Below are 16,982 nucleotides of genomic sequence, written 5' to 3'. Positions count from 1 at the left end.
CTGCCGAACCGCGCAGCCGCCGGCACAATCACAAGCGACTAGCGCAACTGCTCAGGGGTGTAGAACTTGGTGTCGTCGACCAGGACTTTCTGCCAGTTCTTGCCATCGACCAGTTGTGGGGTCAGCAACTGAGTGGGCACGATCATCGAGCCGTTGTCGTAGGACGTGGTGTCATTGACGCTCACCGCCTTGCCGCTCAACGTCGCGTCCATCATCTGTGCCGCCGCGCCGGCCAGAGCCCGGGTGTCCTTGAAGATGGTCGAGGACTGGTCGCCGCGAATGATCGACTTGATGCTGGAGATTTCCGCATCCTGGCCGGTGACGATCGGCATGGCCAGCTTGCCACTGCCATAACCCACACCGCGCAGGGATGACACGACACCGGTGGCGATCTGATCGTTCATCGCCAGTACCGCGTCGAGGTGGGCCGTACCATAGAAGGCGCTGAGCAGGTTATCCATGCGCGCCTGGGCCTGGGCACCGTCCCAGTTCGGGGTGGCGACCTTGTCGATGGCTTGCTGGCCACTGCGGATCACCAGCTTGCCGCTGTCGATGTAGGGCTTGAGCTGGGACATCACGCCGGCATAGACCACATGGGCGTTGTTGTCATCGGTGGAGCCGGCGAAGATCTCCAGGTTGAACGGGCCCTTGCCCTGCTTGAGCGCCAGCGAGTCGACAATCGACTGGCCCTGCAGCACGCCGGTGCGGTAGTTGTCGAAGGTGACGTAGTAATCGAAGTCCTTGGAGTTGCGGATCAGCCGGTCATAGGAGATGACCTTGATGCCTTTTTCCTTGGCCTGCTTGAGCACGGCGGTCATGGTCGTCCCGTCGATGGGCGCGACGATCAGGCCCTTGATGCCCTTGACCATCATGTTCTCGATCTGCGACAGCTGGGTCGGCGCCTCGTACTGGGCGTATTGCAGGTCGGTGTCGTAGCCAAGCTTCTTCAACGAGTCGACGATATTGCTGCCATCGGACACCCAGCGGGCTTCGGTTTTCGACGGCATGGCAATGCCGATAGTGCCTTTGCTGCTGGTCTCCTGCTTGGAGCAGGCGCTGATCGCCAACCCCAACAATACCGCTGCGGCAACCTTGATAATCGTGTGCATAACGCCCTCTTCTTTATTGTTGTTGTCATTTCTCAGGGACGCAGAGTCCCTTTCGGCTCAAAACGACTGAGCCGAACGGGTCTCCTCGCCTATCGGGACTGCGGGTTATCTACAACGCCAGCTGGACTTCCTGGCCGTTCGCATCGGCGGACTCGAACAGCGCTTCGAGGATGACGTTGATGTCATGGGCCTGGGTGGCCGGCACCGTCGAGGCGCTACCGGTGCGCAACGAGGTGACGAACGCGGCGGCCTCGCGATCGAAATACACCGGGTTGCCGATCTCGGCGATTTCCGGGGAGTAGACGGTCTTGCGCACCGCCCAGATCTCCGGGAAGCTGTTCTCGTTCCAGTGCGTCCAACCTTGCTGGTGGCCGTTCTTGCCGTCGTGGTAGAGCTTGTACGAAGCTGGCATCGGCGTGGAATGCATCACCCCATGGGTGCCATAGGCGGTGATGTCCCAGCTCTCGGTCCAGGGCATCGGGTCCCAGGACATGAAGTCGATGGTGACCAGCTTGTCGTCGTAGTTGAGCACCGCGCCCACCGCGTCCTCGCGGGCCGAGTCACTCATCTGCCCGGCAAATTTGGTGATCCGTGCGTTGACCGATTTGGGTTTGCCGAAGTGCAGCAGGATCCGGTCGATGGTATGGCAACCGATCACATAAAACGCCCCGCCACGGTCACCGGGCTGCTTCATATGGTTGGTATCGGCCTCATCGTGGGAGCAACCGGCGTGCGCGCGAACCTGCAAGACCTTGCCGATTTCGCCGCTCTTGAGCACCTGCTGCATCTTTTCCACCGACGGCGCGTAACGCCAGCAGTAGCCGACCTGGAACAAGCCGCCGGTGCGTTCGACGGCCTCGACGATGCGCCGGGTGTCCTGGGTGCCACGGCCCGCCGGCTTCTCGCAGAGCACGGCCTTGCCGGCCTGCAGCGCTTCGATCGCCCAGTCGGCCATCAGGTAGCTCTTGGGATGCACCAGTACCACGTGCACATTCGGGTCGGCCAGAATCTCTGCCTTGCTGCGGGCCTGCAGGCCCAGTGCATCACAGAACGGATCGAGCAACGGGCTGTCGTCATAGGCGCCGAGAAACTCCACGTCGGCCATGCGCTGGAAGGCCTTGACCCGGCCCGAGGTGTGCGGGTGAGTAATCCCCAGGCAGGCCACGCCGATGCGGATACCCTGCTCAAGCTTGTAGGACATAACGATTCTCCTGGTGTACTTGTCCAAAAATCCAAACCACTCAGCCTGCGTCAGAGTCTGACGGCGCGTCCGGTCTTGACCGACTCCACGGCGGCATCGGCCAGCTGCAGCGCCTTGAGCCCGTCCTGCACGGTGGTCGGCATAGGTTTGTTATGCGCCAGTGCGTCGATATAGGCATCCAGTTCGGACTTGTAGGCTTGCTGATAGCGCTCGAGGAAGAAGTTCAGCAGCGGTTCGCGGGCGTCGGTGACGTCCTGGCTCCAGCGGCGAATGGTGGTCGGACGCAGGTTGTCCATCTGCAGCATGCCCTTGGAGCCAAATACTTCGATGCGCTGGTCGTAACCGTAGACCGCGTTACGGCAGTTGTTGATGTGGCACTGTTTGCCGGAGGCAGTTTGCATTTGCACCATCGCGGTGTCGTAGTCGTCGTACTTTTCCATCATGGCCGGGTCGATCAGGCGGCTGCCGATGGCGCTCAGTTCGACCGGTTCCTCACCCAGCAGCCAGCGGCCGATGTCCAGGTCGTGGATGGTCATGTCGCGGAAAATACCGCCGGAATGCTGGATGTAATCCTCCGGCGCCAGGCCCGGGTCGCGGCTGGTGATGATCACCTGGCGAACCTCACCGATATCGCCGGCGTCGATGGCCGCACGCATTTCGGCAAAGGTGGTTTCGAAGCGGCGATTGAAGGCCAGCATCACCCGTCCGTTCAGCCGCTCGACCTCCTCCACGGCCGCCAGGCTCTTGGCCATGTCCAGGTCGATGGGCTTCTCGCACAGCACCGCCTTGCCCTGGCGCACCGCGCGCAGCATCAGGTTGATATGGGTGTGCGTCGGGGTGCCAATCACGATCGCGTGAACATCGGCCCGATCAATCGCCGCCTCACAGTCGGTCATGGCCTCGGCACCGAGTTCATCGGCCAATTTGCCCGCGGCGTCGGCGAACGGGTCGGCGACGACGACCAGTTTGGCGAACTTGCTGGCCGCCACGTTGGCGGCGTGGATCTTGCCGATACGACCTGCGCCCAGCACTGCGATACCCACCATATTCATATCTCCTGAACTCAATTATTCGTTGTTTTAGCGGTAAAAAACGTCACTGTGCAGCCAGCTATCAAGCCTGGAACCTGATGTGCTCGAACTGTGCAATCGTTGTGTCAAAGGCTTTCTTGGCGGCCACCTCAAGGGGCAGCTTGCGCAACTCGGCGCTGATCAGCTCGACACCCCACGGTCCCCGGTAACCGACATTGACCACCTGTTGGATAAACGCCGGAACATCCAGTTCACCCTCGCCGCAGCACTTGCGGTGGTGGGTCGAGTCGTTGAACAGCGACTCGACGATGGCGTGGTTGGCATCATCCAGCTCGATGGACTTGATCAGCTCCAGCGGCAGCTTGGCGATTTCATCGAAGCTCATGCCGCCGCGCGCCACGTGCCAGGTGTCCACCAGCAAGCCACCGTTGGGGCGTACGTCCTGGGCCACGGCAATCGCCCGGTCGATGGTGTTCACGCTGGAAAATGGCAGGAATTCGATGACCACATTGACGCCAAAGGGTTGGGCACGATCGCAGAGGATGGCAAAGGTTTCGCGCATGCGCGGCACATCCGGCGGCCCTTCCTCGAACAAACCGCCGGCCACCTTCAGGCTGCGGGCGCCCAGTTCCCCACCAATTTCCAGCAATTCATCGCGGATCTTGTCGGAGGCCGCACGCGGGGCACCGTCCAGGTGCCAGTCGACGAGAAATTCGACTTCCACATGCTTGATGCCGTTGTCCTGGAGAATATTGCGGACCGTGGCAATACCCAGCTTGGCGACATTGTGCACAAGGTCGGCATGCACGAAGCCCATACCGCGCCAGCCGGCCTTGGCCGCCGCTTCGGCCCGGGCCTGCAGCGAGAACGGGCTGATCTCGCTGGGCGCACCAGGGTAAGTGTCACCCGCGAGGGTCCAGTAAGCGGCAAGCAGTTCAATAGATTTATCGGGCATGACAGTCACTCATCCAATAAGGGAACGAAGGGTCGATCAATCAGGCCGGGGCCAGGACAAAGTCCCAATTGACGGCCAAAAACGGTACCGGCAAGTCGTAGCGTTCGGCCGTGGCCGCATCGGTTTGCGTGGTGAACTCGGCAATCAGTTCTTTCTTCACGCCGAACACCGTGTCCTCGTGCAGGTACGGGCAGTCGGGGGTGAAGATGTGCGTGATGACCTGGTCATAACCGCGGGCCGTGACGATAAAGTGCAGGTGCGCGGCGCGGTTCGGATGCCGCCCCAGCTGCCCCAGCAACTTGCCCACCGGACCGTCGGCGGGAATCGGGTAATGCCGCGGCTTGACCGTGCGAAAGGCATAGCAGCCGTCGGCATCCGTGGTGAACAACCCGCGCAGGTTGTAGTCCGGTTGCAGGCCTTTTTGCTGCACGTCGTAGAAGCCATCGTCGTTGGTCTGCCAGATGTCCAGCGTCGCCCCGGCAATCGGCTTTCCGGCGGTGTCCAGCACCCGACCGCTGACCAGGGTCGGCTGGCCTTTGCCGTCCAGGCAGATGTTGGCGCCGTTCGCGTAACGAGGCGCATCGGCGACATAGAACGGGCCAAGGATGGTATTGGGCGTGGCGCCCTGGGGCCGACGGTGGTTGATCGCATCCACCAACATGGTGGCCCCGAGCACGTCCGACAGCAGGATGTATTCCTGGCGCCAGTCGGTGCACATCTGCCCGGTCCGGGTGAGAAATTCGATGGCCTTGAACCATTCGTCGTGGGTCGGCTCGATTTCCTTGATCGCCGCATGCAGATGCCGGGTCAGCACCGCCATGACCTCGTGCAGGCGCGGATCGGCATCGGCGCTGATCCGGGCGTTGACGATTTCGGCGGAGCGTTGTTCCTCGAAGAGTCCACCAATAGGCGTGGCGGTATCCAGGTGCGCAGTCATGAGCTGATGTCCTTGATCGTTATTCTTGAAAGCCGGCGTGCAGGTTTCAAAGCCGAACGCCGGGTCGGCGGTCAGTACGCGGTGGCTTCGCCGGCCCGCCATGGGCGGCCGCTCAAACGCTGTTTCATGTGCTGTTCGATCTCTTCCAGGGTCAGTCCCTTGGTCTCTGGCAGCCAGAGGGTGCAGAAGATGATCGAACCGATATTGATCACCGCGAAGAGGAAGAAGGTCATGCCCCCCAACGTGCTCAGCAGGACCGGGAAAAGGAAGGCGACAATGGCGTTGAACACCCAGAACACACTGACGGAAATACCATTCATCAAACCCCGGACATGGGTCGGAAACAGCTCCGACATCAATAGCCAGTACACCGGGCCGATGCACATTTGCATGAAGAACAGGAACGCCAGGACACCGGACAAGGCCAGGTAGCTTTGCAGCAGCGAGTGCGGCATGAAGTTGATCACCAGGCCAAGGAAGATCTGCGCCATGACCACCACGGTCAGCCCCATCAGCAGCATGGAACGGCGGCCCATGCGATTGATCAGCCACATCCCGATCAACGTGGCGATGACCGACACCAGGCCATTGCCAATGGTCGCGATCAGGGCCGCGTTGGTGCCCATGCCGGTTTCCTTGAGAATCATCGGCGTGTAATACATGAAGGCATTGACGCCGGTGAACTGGATGACAAAGCCCAGGCCGATGCCAATGGCCAGCAACTTCAGCAACCAAGGCTCCTTGAGTGTGCTGAGGACACTGGCGTGGCGCTGCTCCACCGCACATTGGGCGATGATGGCCTGCAACTCACGGTCCACTTCCAGGGAGGTATCGCGAATGCCGGTCAGCGTGGTTTTCGCCTCGGCGATGCGCCCTTTGCTGACCAGCCAGCGTGGCGAGGTGGGCACGAAGTGCATGCCGATATACAGCAGCACGGCGGGTATCAGCGCGATCGCCAGCATGTAGCGCCAGATCGACGGGCTGTCGAACAGATGCGCCAGGCCGGCGCTGGCGATATAGGCCAGGCACTGCCCGGAGACGATCATCAATTCGCTCTGGCAGACCAACCGTCCACGGTGCCGTGGTGCCGCCAGCTCGGCGATCAGTACCGGCACGGTAGAGGATGCGCCGCCAACCGCAATGCCCAACACGAAGCGGGTGGCAACCATGGCCCACAGCGTCGGCGCGACCGCGGTGCCCAAGGCGCCCACGGCAAAGAGCATGGCCAGGGCCTTGAGCACCACCAGGCGACCATAGCGGTCGGACAGTTGCCCGGCGAACAGCGCGCCAAAGGCACCGCCGAAAATCAGCGCCGAGGCCACCAGGCCCTCGGAAACCGGGCTCAAGCCCAGGCCACCGTGACCGGCATCGAGCGCCATGAACGGCAGCGCGCCAGAGATGACCCCGGTGTCGTAACCGAACCCCAGCGAGCCCATGGTGGTGATGGCAGCGATACGCCAGAGAATTTTCGACGATGCACTACCGGCAGTGTGGTGATTCGACATGAGGTCAACCTTTATTGAAATTATGTGTACGCTCAGTGGAAGTGAGACTACTGCGATTGAATCGGAAAACAAATGCCTGGATGGCAAATGTGTTTTCCGCTAGGTGGAAAACTGCGCCACCGGCTGGCGGCGCTCGCTTTGTCCGCGGTGATAGCCGTCCGAGGCTCTAGAACTTGGCCTGCACCTTCAGGCCGGCAATCAGCGCCGCATCGATCTCACGTACGCCGCCAGGGTTTTTCACGTATTGCAGGTTCGGGCGTACGGTCAGCCAATTGCTGACATGCACGCCGTAGTAAATCTCGCTGCTGATTTCGTTGTACTGCACCGGCAGATAGCCCGGATTGTCGTAGTCGCTGATACCGTTTTGCTGGTTCTGCAACTGGGCTCGCTCACGATAGGCGGGGTTGGTATGGACCTCGGCGATTCCGACACCCAGGTCGTCCAGGGGACGACTGTCGAAAACGCCCTTGTAGACGATCCCCGCCTGGATGAAATGGTCGACGCGACTGGTGGCCTTGTCGTGGGCGGTGAGGTTGGCAAATACCGACAGGCCGCGGCGGCTGTCGCCATCCCGGGCGGTCAGTTGTTGCTGGGCGACCAGCCAGTAGCCATGCCGGCTGGAATGCTGCTGGAAGGCATCGCCACTGAGGGGCTGCGGGTTACCGTTGACGTCATCCAGTACATCGTCGGCCTTCGCCGTGCTCTTGTAATAGCCGAGCCGATATTCACCCGCCAGCCCGTTGACCTTCGGACTCCAGACCACCTCGATGGGGATCACCGCGCCCTTGGTGCCGCTGCCGCTGAGCTTGAAGCCGTTATCACTCTCCAGATAGGAAGGGTTTTGCTCAAAGACGCCGATCTGTGCGTACACCTCAGGGGTGAACTGATACCGGGTGCGCAGGGCCCATTGGCTGACGGGCCAGTTGTACCAGATGTCGCCGATCCAGTTGGCCGCCTGAGCACCGCAAAATGGCGTGCTCTGAAAGTCGCAGGGGAAGCTGTTGAAATCCGAGCCTTCGTCGAAGCGACCGGCCTTGATGTCCAGGGCGCCATCAAGCCAGGCCTTGCTCATCCACATCTGGGTCAACCGCCAGGTCTGCCCCCGGCCATACACTTCCTGCGACGACGAATAACCGCCGACTCGCGGATCGGCCACCCGATCGTTGGTCAGGTTGCGCCCATCGCGCTCTGTGACCGTGAATTGAAACTGAGTGTTTTCCCAATCGAGGATTTTTTGCAGGTCGGCCTTGAAGCCGACGGCGTATTGCTCGGTCCAGCGGGCGGTGACGTTTTTGTCATAGCCACCGTGAACATTGGCGGCCATTTCTCCGGTGTAGCCCAACTCGATATCGACACCCTGGTCCAGCCACTTGCTGCGCTGCCCACCCCAGTCACCGGTCATCCAGCGGGAGTCCTGGGCAAAGGCTTCATCGGCGGCACAGGCAAAACCGGGAATCAGCAGGCAAAAGCTGACCGCAACCGTGCACTTGGCAAAGTTTTTCATGGCGTGACGTTTCCTTATTGTTAGTCTTGTTGTTAACGCGCAGGCGAATTGAAGCCGGGCTCAATAATGCCAACTTAATAATCGTTCAAAGGAAGCCGGGGCCGTGTCGAACATAAAAGTCCTCCAGCACCAGCGCCACGGATCATAGGACCTGAAAGTTGCAGTGAATACCCAGCAAAACTATAAATGTGAATTCCGCCCAGCGGAAAACCGCCTTAGCGTGTCCAGTAGCGTTCGTACTCATGTTGGTTAAAGTCGGCCAGTAGAAAGTCGATGAAGACGCGCAACTTGGCGGGCATATAGCGACGGCTTTGAAAGGCCATATTGATGGTCAACCTCGGTAGATCCCAATCATCCAACACTGGAATCAAGCGCCCGGCCACCAGATCGGCGTTGATGATGTATTTGGGCTGCACCAGGATACCGCCGCCAGCCAGGGCGGCGGCGCGGACAATCTGCCCATCGTTGGTTTCCAGTATCGGCTCGACCTTCAGGGCCACCTCCTCCGCACCTTTGGTAAAACGCATCACCCGTGGCTGGTTGGCATGGCTGTAGATCAACAGGTCATGCTGAGAAAGATCCGCGATGGTTTTCGGCGTGCCCTTGCGTTGCAGATAACCGGGCGACGCCGCCAACACCCGGCGCGTTTCGGCCAGGCGGCGAATGGTGATATTGGAGTCGGGCTCGTACTCGCGGGTTCTGATCGCCAGGTCGATTTCGCTGTCGATGATGTCGAAATAGCGGTTCTCACCCAGCACCTTCACGGTGATGTGTGGGTACATTTTCCGAAAGGCCGGGATCAGCGGGGCAATGTGCAACATGCAGAACGAGATCGAACCGGTAATGGTCAGCGTGCCGACCGGCTGGACCAACGACTCGCTGAGTGACGCTTCGGCCTCCTTCAATTCCCCCAGCAGGCTTTTGCAGCTGGTGTAGAACTGATGGCCCGAGTGGGTCAAGGCCAGGCGCCGGGTATTGCGGTCGATCAGACGGACATTGAGACGCTGCTCCAGCGCCACCAGGTGCCGGCTCGCGGCGGCATTGGACAAGCCCAGTATTTCCGCGGCTTTGCTCAAGGTGCCGACTTCCGCGGTCAAGACAAAAAGCTCCAGTTCGGTCAGTCGATCCAAGGTGTGCTCCCTTCTTATTTTTTCACATATGAAATAAAGAATTCCAGAAACGGACTTTTCTTACATCCAGCGGAACTATAACGTGCGGCGCAGTGGCCTGAGAAGTGAAGTTACCGACATCGCAAAAAATGCCGCGGTACCGATGGGCCGGAAAAGTTCAGGGAGTCGAGATGCGCAATTTGGACGAAATGACCATCACCCAGGCGGTGTTGGCCAATAACAGTGGTACGGCCGATGCGCGCCTGTGCGCCGTCATGACCAGCCTGGTGCAACACCTGCACGCCTTTGCCCGGGATATCAAACTGACGGAAAAAGAGTGGCAGAGCGGCATCGACTTTCTCAGCCAGGTCGGCAAAGCCCGCTCGGCCGACCACCAGGAGTTTGTGCTGTTATCCCACGTCCTCGGGCTGTCGACCCTGGTGCTCGCACAGAACGACAAGAAACCCGCCGGCTGCACCGAGGCCGCGGCGTTCCACGTGTTGCCCGAGCACGAGCCCAGCGTCCACGACCTGGGCGCCGACCTCAGCGGGGAACTGGATGGCCCGAAAGGCTACGTGCAGGGTGCCATCCGTGATGCCAAGGGCAACCCCATCCCCTACGCGGCCCTGGAAATCAGTCTGGCCGCTGGCGCCAGCCTGGCCGAACGCGCCCTGCTACAGGCCGATGAACGTGGCCAATACCACTTCTGCACGGCGATACCGAACAGCCAACGTATCCCCCATGACGGCCCTGTCGGCCAGCTGCTCAGCGCTCTCAACCGCCATGCCTGGCGGCCGGCCCACCTGGAATTCACCGTCAGCGCCGCCGGCTATCAACGCTTGACCACCCAGGTATTTCGCGAGGGTGACCCCTATCTGGATTCAGATGCGGTGTTTGGTGTGCGCTCTTCACTCATTACCGAATGGCAACGACAGGACGCCGGCATGACCCCGGCCGGCACACTGAGTCGCGATCCGTTTTATAGCTTGGCCTTCGATTTCGTCCTGGCGAAGGATGCGGTCAGCTAAGCGCATGGTTATTTCCCGTTTCGAGGTCAGCATGAACGACAACGTGTCCCTTATCGCTTTAATCAGCTCATTAGAACAACAACGCTACCAGGCGATGCAACAAGGCGACCTCGAAGCTTTCCAGCGTTTGGCCCATAACGAGTTGGTTTATGTGCACTCCAATGGTGTCCGGGACACGCTGGCCAGTTACTTGAATAAATGTCGCAACGGTCTTTATCTCTATCACCGAATAGAACATGTCGTGCAGGAAGTGCGCACTGTCGGCGATACCGCCCTGGTCTTTGGCGAAATGTCCGCCGATATCGTTTCCCACGGCGTGGCCAAAACCCTCAATAACCGAACCCTCAGCGTCTGGCTCAAGACGGCAGCGCATTGGCAGCTACTTGCCTATCAACCCACGCCTATCGTCCAGCGTCCAGCACCTGCATCCACCCCAGGAGACCTGCCCAATGTCAACGCCCCCCTTCATCTATAACGGTCAGCCGTCGCGCGTCATTTTTGGCAAAGGCTCGCTGCAGCAACTGGAGGCGGAAATCGATCGATTAGGCGCCAAGCGGGCGCTGGTCCTCTGCACGCCGGAACAACGCGCCCAGGCGGAAAACATCGTTCGATTGCTCGGCAGCCGGGCCGCCGATATTTTCGACAAGGCGGTCATGCACGTTCCTATCGAGACGGCACGGGAAGCCCGTGAAGTCGCACGCAAACTGGGAGCCGACTGCGCCGTGGCCATCGGTGGCGGTTCAACCACCGGGCTGGGCAAAGCCATCGCCATGGACTCCGGGCTGCCGATCCTGGCCATCCCGACCACTTACGCCGGCTCCGAGATGACCCCGGTCTTCGGCCTGACCGAGAACGGCCTCAAGCGTACCGGCAAGGATCCGCGGGTGCTGCCCAAGACGGTGATCTACGACCCGGAGCTCAGCGTCAGCCTGCCCCTCGAGATGTCGATCACCAGCGGCATGAACGCTATCGCCCACGCGGCCGAAGGCTTGTACGCCCAGGATGGCAATCCGGTCATGTCGTTGATGGCCGAAGAAGGCATCAGGGCCCTGGCCGAAGGCATGAAACGCATCCATCGCAACCCGACCGACCTCGATGCCCGCGGCGATTGCCTCTATGGCGCGTGGCTATGCGGCACCGTGCTCGGCAACGTCGGCATGGCCCTGCATCACAAGCTTTGTCACACCCTGGGCGGCAGCTTCAACCTGCCGCATGCGCAGACCCATACGATCGTGCTTCCCCACGCCATCGCCTACAACCAGTCCGCGGCGCCAGGCTTGTCGCGTATCTGCCGGGCGCTGAACGTCGACGATTGCAGCCCCGCGGCCGCCCTGTTCGACCTCTCCAGCTCCCTGGGGGCGCCGACACGCCTCAAGGATCTGGGCCTGACCGAGGCCGACCTGGATCGCGCCACGGACATTGCCCTCGCCAATCCTTACTGGAACCCACGGCCCATCGAGGCCGCAGCGATTCGCCAACTGCTGCAGGATGCGTTCGATGGCGTTCGTCCACAGTAAGACAACATGGACTGCACGGATGCCGCTCAGTAAGGCAGGTTGAACGGCGTGACGATCTGCACCTGGGAGGGTGCGATCGGCCCGTCCTTCCACAGCCGATGAAATTGCAGGATGTGCAGGAACACATGGCGAGCATCGATCTGCAGATTGTGGTCGATGATCGCGGCGATTTTTTCCTCGGCCAGCAACTGGCGATTTTCCTCATCCAGGTCGTGGCCGATAAACACCTCCAGCGGCCGCGCCAATGCCGCGAACGCATCGACGATCGCCCGGTTACCGCCCCCCACGCTGTAGACCGCCTTGAGGTCGGGATGCTGCTTCAGCGCCTCGGTCACTCGTTCAAGGGTGCGTTCGTACACCCCGTAGCCACCGCTGATGTCCAGCACGCGCAAATGCGCGGCGCGGCCACGCAGCCACATGCGAAAGCCCATTTCGCGCTCTTCCTCCCCGCGAAACAGCTCGCTGCCGATCACCACCGCCACCTCCTGCGACTGCGGCCCCAGCCAGCGTGACAACAGGTACGCGGCGGTCTGTCCGGCGGTGCGGTTGTCCATGCCGACATAGCCGATGCGCTCGCTGTGGGGCAGGTCGGTCACCAGGGTCACCACCGGAATCCCGGCCGCGGCCAACTGCTTGACCGCCAGGTTCACCGCCGGCTCGTCGGCGGCCTTGAGCACCACGCCCTGACTGCCCATATCGAGGCAGCGCAACAACTGGTCGTGCATCGCCTGGGGTTCGATTTCTTCGAACAGGTGAAAACGTGGGGCAATGCGAAACGGCGCCAGGCTCGCCAGTTGGGTGATGATCGCCGCCCGCACCGCCGCACTGAAGCGGCGCGGCGTGTGCATGATCACATCGATATGAAAGGTGCGCCCCACCGCCAGGCCGTTCTTTTCCTGGGCTTCGAGCTCACTCAAGGCCTGCTCGATACGGCGCTGGGTCTGGTAATGCACGCTGCCACGCTGGTGCAGTACGCGATCGACCGTAGCCTTGCTGACCCCCGCCTGGGTGGCCAGTTGCTTGATGGAGAAGTGTTTGGCGCGTTCGATCATGGTTTCGGCCTGAGGTTTTTTTGAGGTCTTTTTGGGCGTTATCGAGGTCAGCACGATGCTAGTCTCAATTTCGCCGAGCGTCGAGCCGGTACCTTGATAACAACAAAAACCAGGAGAAGCGCATGTCTGAAAGCAACCTCGCCACCTCGTTCAATGGCCAGTACTTTGTCGTCACCGGCAGCACCCAGGGCCTCGGTGCCGCGGTGGCCCACACCCTGGCCCGCCGCGGTGCGGCCGGCCTGATCATTTGCGGTCGACGCCCCGAACAGGGTCAGGCACAGGTGCGCCAATTGGCGGAACTGGATTGCCAGGCGTTCTTTGTCCAGGCCGACCTGGAGCAGATCGACGACTGCCGCGCGGTCATCGATGCCGCCCGCACCCACTTCGGTACCCTGCACGGGCTGGTCAACTGCGCAGGCATGTCGGATCGCGGGAGCATCCTGGACACGGCTCCGGAACTGTTCGATCGCCTCTTCGCGGTCAACGTACGAGCGCCGTTCTTCCTCATGCAGGAAGCGCTGAAGCTGATGATCAGCCAGGGCGTGGAAGGCGCCATCGTCAATATCCAGAGCATCGTCGGCCACGGCGGCCAGTCCTACCTGACAGCCTACTCGGCCTCCAAGGGCGCGCTGGCGATCCTGACCAAAAACGTCGCCTTCAGCGCCCTGCGCAACCGCATCCGGGTCAATGGCCTGAATATCGGCTGGATGGACACCCCCCACGAGGATGAGATCCAGCGCCGCTACCATGGTGCCCAAGACGGCTGGTTGGCGAAGGCCGAGCACGCCCAGCCCTTCGGCCGCCTGCTCAAGCCCGAGGAGGTCGCCCAAAGCGTCGCGTTCCTGCTGTCCCGCGAGTCGGGGATGATGACCGGCACGGTGATCGATCTGGAGCAAGGCGTGATCGGCTGCGGCGACGACAGCGCGCCGCGCCCGGGGCAGCCCTTGAGCTTGCCGGAGAACGCCCGATGAATCAGCCCCTGTCAGCCTTTGTCCGGGCCGACTCCGTGCAACTGCACGACTTCGCCCGGCTGTGCGAACAACAGGCCCGCCCCGAGGACTACCCCCACTGCAGCGAGGTGCAGGGCAATGTGCCGATCTATCAAGCGCAGGCCTTGCGCGACGCTGACCGCCACGCGCTGCTGAACGAGTTGCACCGGCTGTTTCGCGACGGCCCGGGGGTCATGGTGGTGCGCCAGGGCTATAGCGACCTGGGGGTGGTTGATCGCCACAGCCAGGTGTTTGAGGCGATCTTCGCCCAGGAAGCCGCCGAGGGCGTGGCCGCCGACCACTTCGCCAAGGCCGGCAGCAACGGGAGGATCTGGAATTCATTGCAGAAAGCCGCCCTGCACTCGCCATCGTCGTTTATCGAGTACTACGCCAACCCGCTGCTGGGGCTGATTGCCGAAGCCTGGCTGGGCCCGCACTTCCAAGTCACGGCCCAGGTCAACGTGGTGCACCCCGGTGGCCAGGCCCAGCAGCCCCACCGTGATTACCACCTGGGGTTCCAGACGGTCGCTGAAGTCGAGCGTTTTCCTCTGCCCTTGCAGGTGCTGTCCCAGTACCTGACATTGCAGGGCGCCGTGGCCCACTCCGACATGCCGCTGGACACCGGCCCGACCCTGCTGTTGCCGTTTTCCCAACAGTACGCGCTGGGTTACCTGGCCTGGCGCCGCGCCGAGTTCATCGACTACTTCCAAAAGCAGGCGGTGCAACTGCCGCTGAGCAAGGGTGACCTGCTGTTCTTCAATCCCGCGCTGTTCCACGCCGCTGGTAGCAACCTCACGCCAGATCGCCAACGCATGGCCAACCTGCTGCAGATTTCCTCGGCCTTCGGCAAGCCCATGGAAACCGTGAACCGCGAACGCATGATGCTCGCGCTCTACCCCTGCTTGCTGCAGCAGTGGGCGGATCAGGTACTGGACGCACCCGGACTGGCCGCGGTGATCGCCAGCTGCGCCGACGGTTATTCCTTTCCCAGCAACCTCGACACCGACCCACCCCTGCACGGCCTGGCCCCGCAGACCGGGCAACAACTGATGTGGCAAGCGCTGAACGAACGCTGGCCCTACGCGACCTTTGACGAGCGCGTGGCGCAAATGCATGCCAAACGCCAGGCCTGACCCTGTTTCCAAACGATCCAAAAACAACAACAAAACCGGAGTGCGACCATGAAAAAACGACTTCTGACCCTCCTGCTTGCCACTGTCTTCACACCGCTGGCACTGGCCGATATCCGTATCGGCGTCAGCATTGCCCAGGTCGATGATGTATTCCTGGCGCAGATGCGCGACTACATGGCCGCCCACGCCAAGGAACTGCCCGGCGTCACCCTGCAATTCGAAGACGCCCAGGGCGATGTGGTACGCCAGCTCAATCAGGTACAGAACTTCACCGCCCAGAGCATGGACGCGATCATTGTCAATCCGGTGGATACCGCCGCCACACAAAAAATAACCGACGAGGCGCGCAAGACCAGTGTCCCCCTGGTCTATGTCAACCGCCGCCCCGACCTGGCTGAACTGCCGCCCGGCGTCGGCTATGTGGGCTCGGATGAAATCAAGGCCGGCGAAATACAAATGCGCTACCTGGCGGAAAAAATGGGCGGCAAAGGCAATCTGGCGATCATGCTCGGCCTGCTCTCCAATGACGCCACCCATAGCCGCACCCAAGGCGTAAAGGAGGTGCTTAAAAGCTATCCGGACATCCACGTGGTCGAGGAACAAAGCGCCGAATGGCAGCGTGGCAAGGCCATGGACCTGATGAATAACTGGATTCTGTCGGGGAAAAAAATAGATGCCGTGGCCGCCAATGCCGACGAAATGGCCATTGGCGCGGCGATGGCCATCAAACAAGCCGGCATGCGCCCGGGCAAGGACATCCTGGTGGGTGGTAGCGATGGCGGCCCCGCCGGCCTCGATGCAATCAAGAGGGATCAACTGGTGGTAACCGTCTACCAGGACAACAAACGCCAGGCCGTCGGATCCATTGATTTAGCACTGAAGATGGTCCGCAAAGAACCCTATACAGCACAGTTGACCATTCCTTATCAGCTCATTACCAAGGCCAATTATCAGGACTTCCTCAGCCCTTGAACGACTGAAACTCAACGACCGACAGGCAAAGTTGCCCCCGCATGAGCGCCATCGGCACACCACAACTACGTGCCGATCTGGCCGCGCGCCACAAAGCAGCAAGCCGCCGGGGTCCGATTGGCTCTCGCAAGGTTTGGTTGCCATTTGGGCGGGGGGCTGCCATGGCGCTGATCGTGTTTAATCAAGAACCTGGACATAACCATCTGCTCTGTTGTGGGCATTACCCTCGTCGCCAGACGCCACACTACAACACAGGCAAATCGCCAACACGTCCGAGTACTTGTCCATTTTCAGCGCTACGCCGAGAAGCCTTAATACGTCATCTAATTTTTCATCTTTTTTAAGGCAGACAATACCGACGTCCTCCGTCCCACCATCCAGATAATACTTCAACAACATTTTTTCGCAAAAAACCGGTGTGAGATCCTTTGGCGTCAAATTAATATTAGGTACTTCACAGATCGTTCTTGTCAGCAAGGGTTCTTCCCATGAGGCACGAACAGATGTCTTTGTCGGCAAGATGCCTGACAATAAGATGTCGAGTGGACTTTGAGTCGGTGCCAGCTCCGACTTTAAACTCAGGTTCGGTGTTAGCCCCTGCGGCCGACCTTGACGCAGATTTCTATAGATCTCTTGCAAGGGGAACCCATTGTCCGTGTCATACCAGCCAAAATTATCAACCCCCCATGGAAAATAAATACTGAAATTACTGATAAACTTTCCTTCAACTTTTATGCCGTGGGCAATAATAAAAAATATTGAGACGTCCTCAAAAACAACGTCATCCTTTACCAATGCCACCGCGTGACTGCCGATTGCTTTTACTTGAGGCATCTGAAATCTCCTTGATCGTTAACCGGCATCATTGCAATAACCCATCCACGTTAAACCGCTCGGAGTAAAAACAAATGCAGCCCGTCAAGCAGCCGATTCTATTAGA

16 protein-coding genes are annotated in these 16,982 nt (G+C 60.4%); 6 read left to right on the top strand and 10 right to left on the bottom strand.

The window, feature by feature from the left end; genetic code table 11:
* Positions 1-38 precede the first annotated feature (38 nt).
* The 8 genes from chvE to AC07T0_RS06580 form a co-directional block, all read right to left on the bottom strand.
* On the bottom strand, positions 39-1,109 hold the full coding sequence (gene chvE, locus AC07T0_RS06615; RefSeq protein WP_152739876.1) for a multiple monosaccharide ABC transporter substrate-binding protein: 1,071 nt from the start codon (positions 1,107-1,109) through the stop codon (positions 39-41).
* Positions 1,110-1,218: 109 nt separating this feature from the next.
* On the bottom strand, positions 1,219-2,310 hold the full coding sequence (locus AC07T0_RS06610; protein WP_152739875.1) for a Gfo/Idh/MocA family protein: 1,092 nt from the start codon (positions 2,308-2,310) through the stop codon (positions 1,219-1,221).
* Positions 2,311-2,360: 50 nt separating this feature from the next.
* Positions 2,361-3,356: an inositol 2-dehydrogenase gene (iolG, locus tag AC07T0_RS06605; RefSeq protein WP_152739874.1), complete on the bottom strand. Its 996-nt coding sequence runs from the start codon at positions 3,354-3,356 to the stop codon at positions 2,361-2,363.
* 67 nt (positions 3,357-3,423) lie between these two features.
* Complete coding sequence (locus AC07T0_RS06600) at positions 3,424-4,296, bottom strand: sugar phosphate isomerase/epimerase family protein (protein WP_152739873.1); 873 nt, start codon at positions 4,294-4,296, stop codon at positions 3,424-3,426.
* A gap of 40 nt (positions 4,297-4,336) precedes the next feature.
* Positions 4,337-5,233 carry an intradiol ring-cleavage dioxygenase gene (locus AC07T0_RS06595; protein WP_152739872.1) on the bottom strand — a complete coding sequence of 299 codons (897 nt, stop codon included), beginning with the start codon at positions 5,231-5,233 and terminating at the stop codon, positions 4,337-4,339.
* 71 nt (positions 5,234-5,304) lie between these two features.
* Positions 5,305-6,738, bottom strand: a complete 1,434-nt coding sequence (locus tag AC07T0_RS06590; protein ID WP_152739871.1) for a sugar porter family MFS transporter — start codon at positions 6,736-6,738, stop codon at positions 5,305-5,307.
* A 166-nt stretch (positions 6,739-6,904) separates the two neighbouring features.
* Positions 6,905-8,242 carry a carbohydrate porin gene (locus AC07T0_RS06585; protein ID WP_495000397.1) on the bottom strand — a complete coding sequence of 446 codons (1,338 nt, stop codon included), beginning with the start codon at positions 8,240-8,242 and terminating at the stop codon, positions 6,905-6,907.
* A gap of 215 nt (positions 8,243-8,457) precedes the next feature.
* Entirely contained in the window at positions 8,458-9,372 is a 915-nt protein-coding gene (locus tag AC07T0_RS06580) for a LysR family transcriptional regulator (protein ID WP_152739869.1), read from the bottom strand.
* 170 nt (positions 9,373-9,542) lie between these two features.
* Here AC07T0_RS06580 and AC07T0_RS06575 point away from each other — a divergent pair, with 170 nt between their 5' ends.
* Genes AC07T0_RS06575 through AC07T0_RS06565 form a run of 3 tightly spaced genes read left to right on the top strand, consistent with a single transcriptional unit; the run spans position 9,543 to position 11,896 of the window.
* Entirely contained in the window at positions 9,543-10,379 is an 837-nt protein-coding gene (locus AC07T0_RS06575) for a dioxygenase (protein WP_495000396.1), read from the top strand.
* Positions 10,380-10,410: 31 nt separating this feature from the next.
* Positions 10,411-10,854 carry a nuclear transport factor 2 family protein gene (locus AC07T0_RS06570; RefSeq protein WP_152739867.1) on the top strand — a complete coding sequence of 148 codons (444 nt, stop codon included), beginning with the start codon at positions 10,411-10,413 and terminating at the stop codon, positions 10,852-10,854.
* Complete coding sequence (locus tag AC07T0_RS06565) at positions 10,829-11,896, top strand: maleylacetate reductase (protein ID WP_177103694.1); 1,068 nt, start codon at positions 10,829-10,831, stop codon at positions 11,894-11,896. Before AC07T0_RS06570 ends, AC07T0_RS06565 begins: the two co-directional genes overlap by 26 nt.
* Positions 11,897-11,922: 26 nt before the next feature.
* Here AC07T0_RS06565 and AC07T0_RS06560 read toward each other — a convergent pair whose 3' ends face one another.
* Complete coding sequence (locus AC07T0_RS06560) at positions 11,923-12,948, bottom strand: LacI family DNA-binding transcriptional regulator (RefSeq protein ID WP_495000395.1); 1,026 nt, start codon at positions 12,946-12,948, stop codon at positions 11,923-11,925.
* 122 nt (positions 12,949-13,070) lie between these two features.
* On the opposite strand from AC07T0_RS06560, the gene AC07T0_RS06555 reads away from it, so the two are divergent.
* The 3 genes from AC07T0_RS06555 to AC07T0_RS06545 are packed head-to-tail and all read left to right on the top strand — an operon-like array spanning position 13,071 to position 16,042.
* Complete coding sequence (locus tag AC07T0_RS06555) at positions 13,071-13,919, top strand: SDR family oxidoreductase (protein WP_495000394.1); 849 nt, start codon at positions 13,071-13,073, stop codon at positions 13,917-13,919.
* Entirely contained in the window at positions 13,916-15,070 is a 1,155-nt protein-coding gene (locus AC07T0_RS06550; protein ID WP_495000393.1) for a phytanoyl-CoA dioxygenase family protein, read from the top strand. The genes AC07T0_RS06555 and AC07T0_RS06550 overlap by 4 nt, the downstream gene beginning before the upstream one ends.
* Before the next feature lie 48 nt (positions 15,071-15,118).
* Positions 15,119-16,042, top strand: a complete 924-nt coding sequence (locus AC07T0_RS06545) for a sugar ABC transporter substrate-binding protein (protein WP_277378060.1) — start codon at positions 15,119-15,121, stop codon at positions 16,040-16,042.
* A gap of 177 nt (positions 16,043-16,219) precedes the next feature.
* On the opposite strand, the gene AC07T0_RS06540 is transcribed toward AC07T0_RS06545, so the two are convergent.
* Positions 16,220-16,876 (bottom strand): hypothetical protein, encoded by a 657-nt coding sequence (locus AC07T0_RS06540; protein WP_152739861.1) that lies wholly within the window; start codon positions 16,874-16,876, stop codon positions 16,220-16,222.
* Positions 16,877-16,982: the final 106 nt, after the last annotated feature.

The sequence above is a fragment of the Pseudomonas sp. GW821-FHT04D07 genome, from assembly GCF_059420225.1.
Note: the sequence above shows the minus strand (reverse complement) of the source record. Positions and strands in the feature narration are given on the sequence as shown.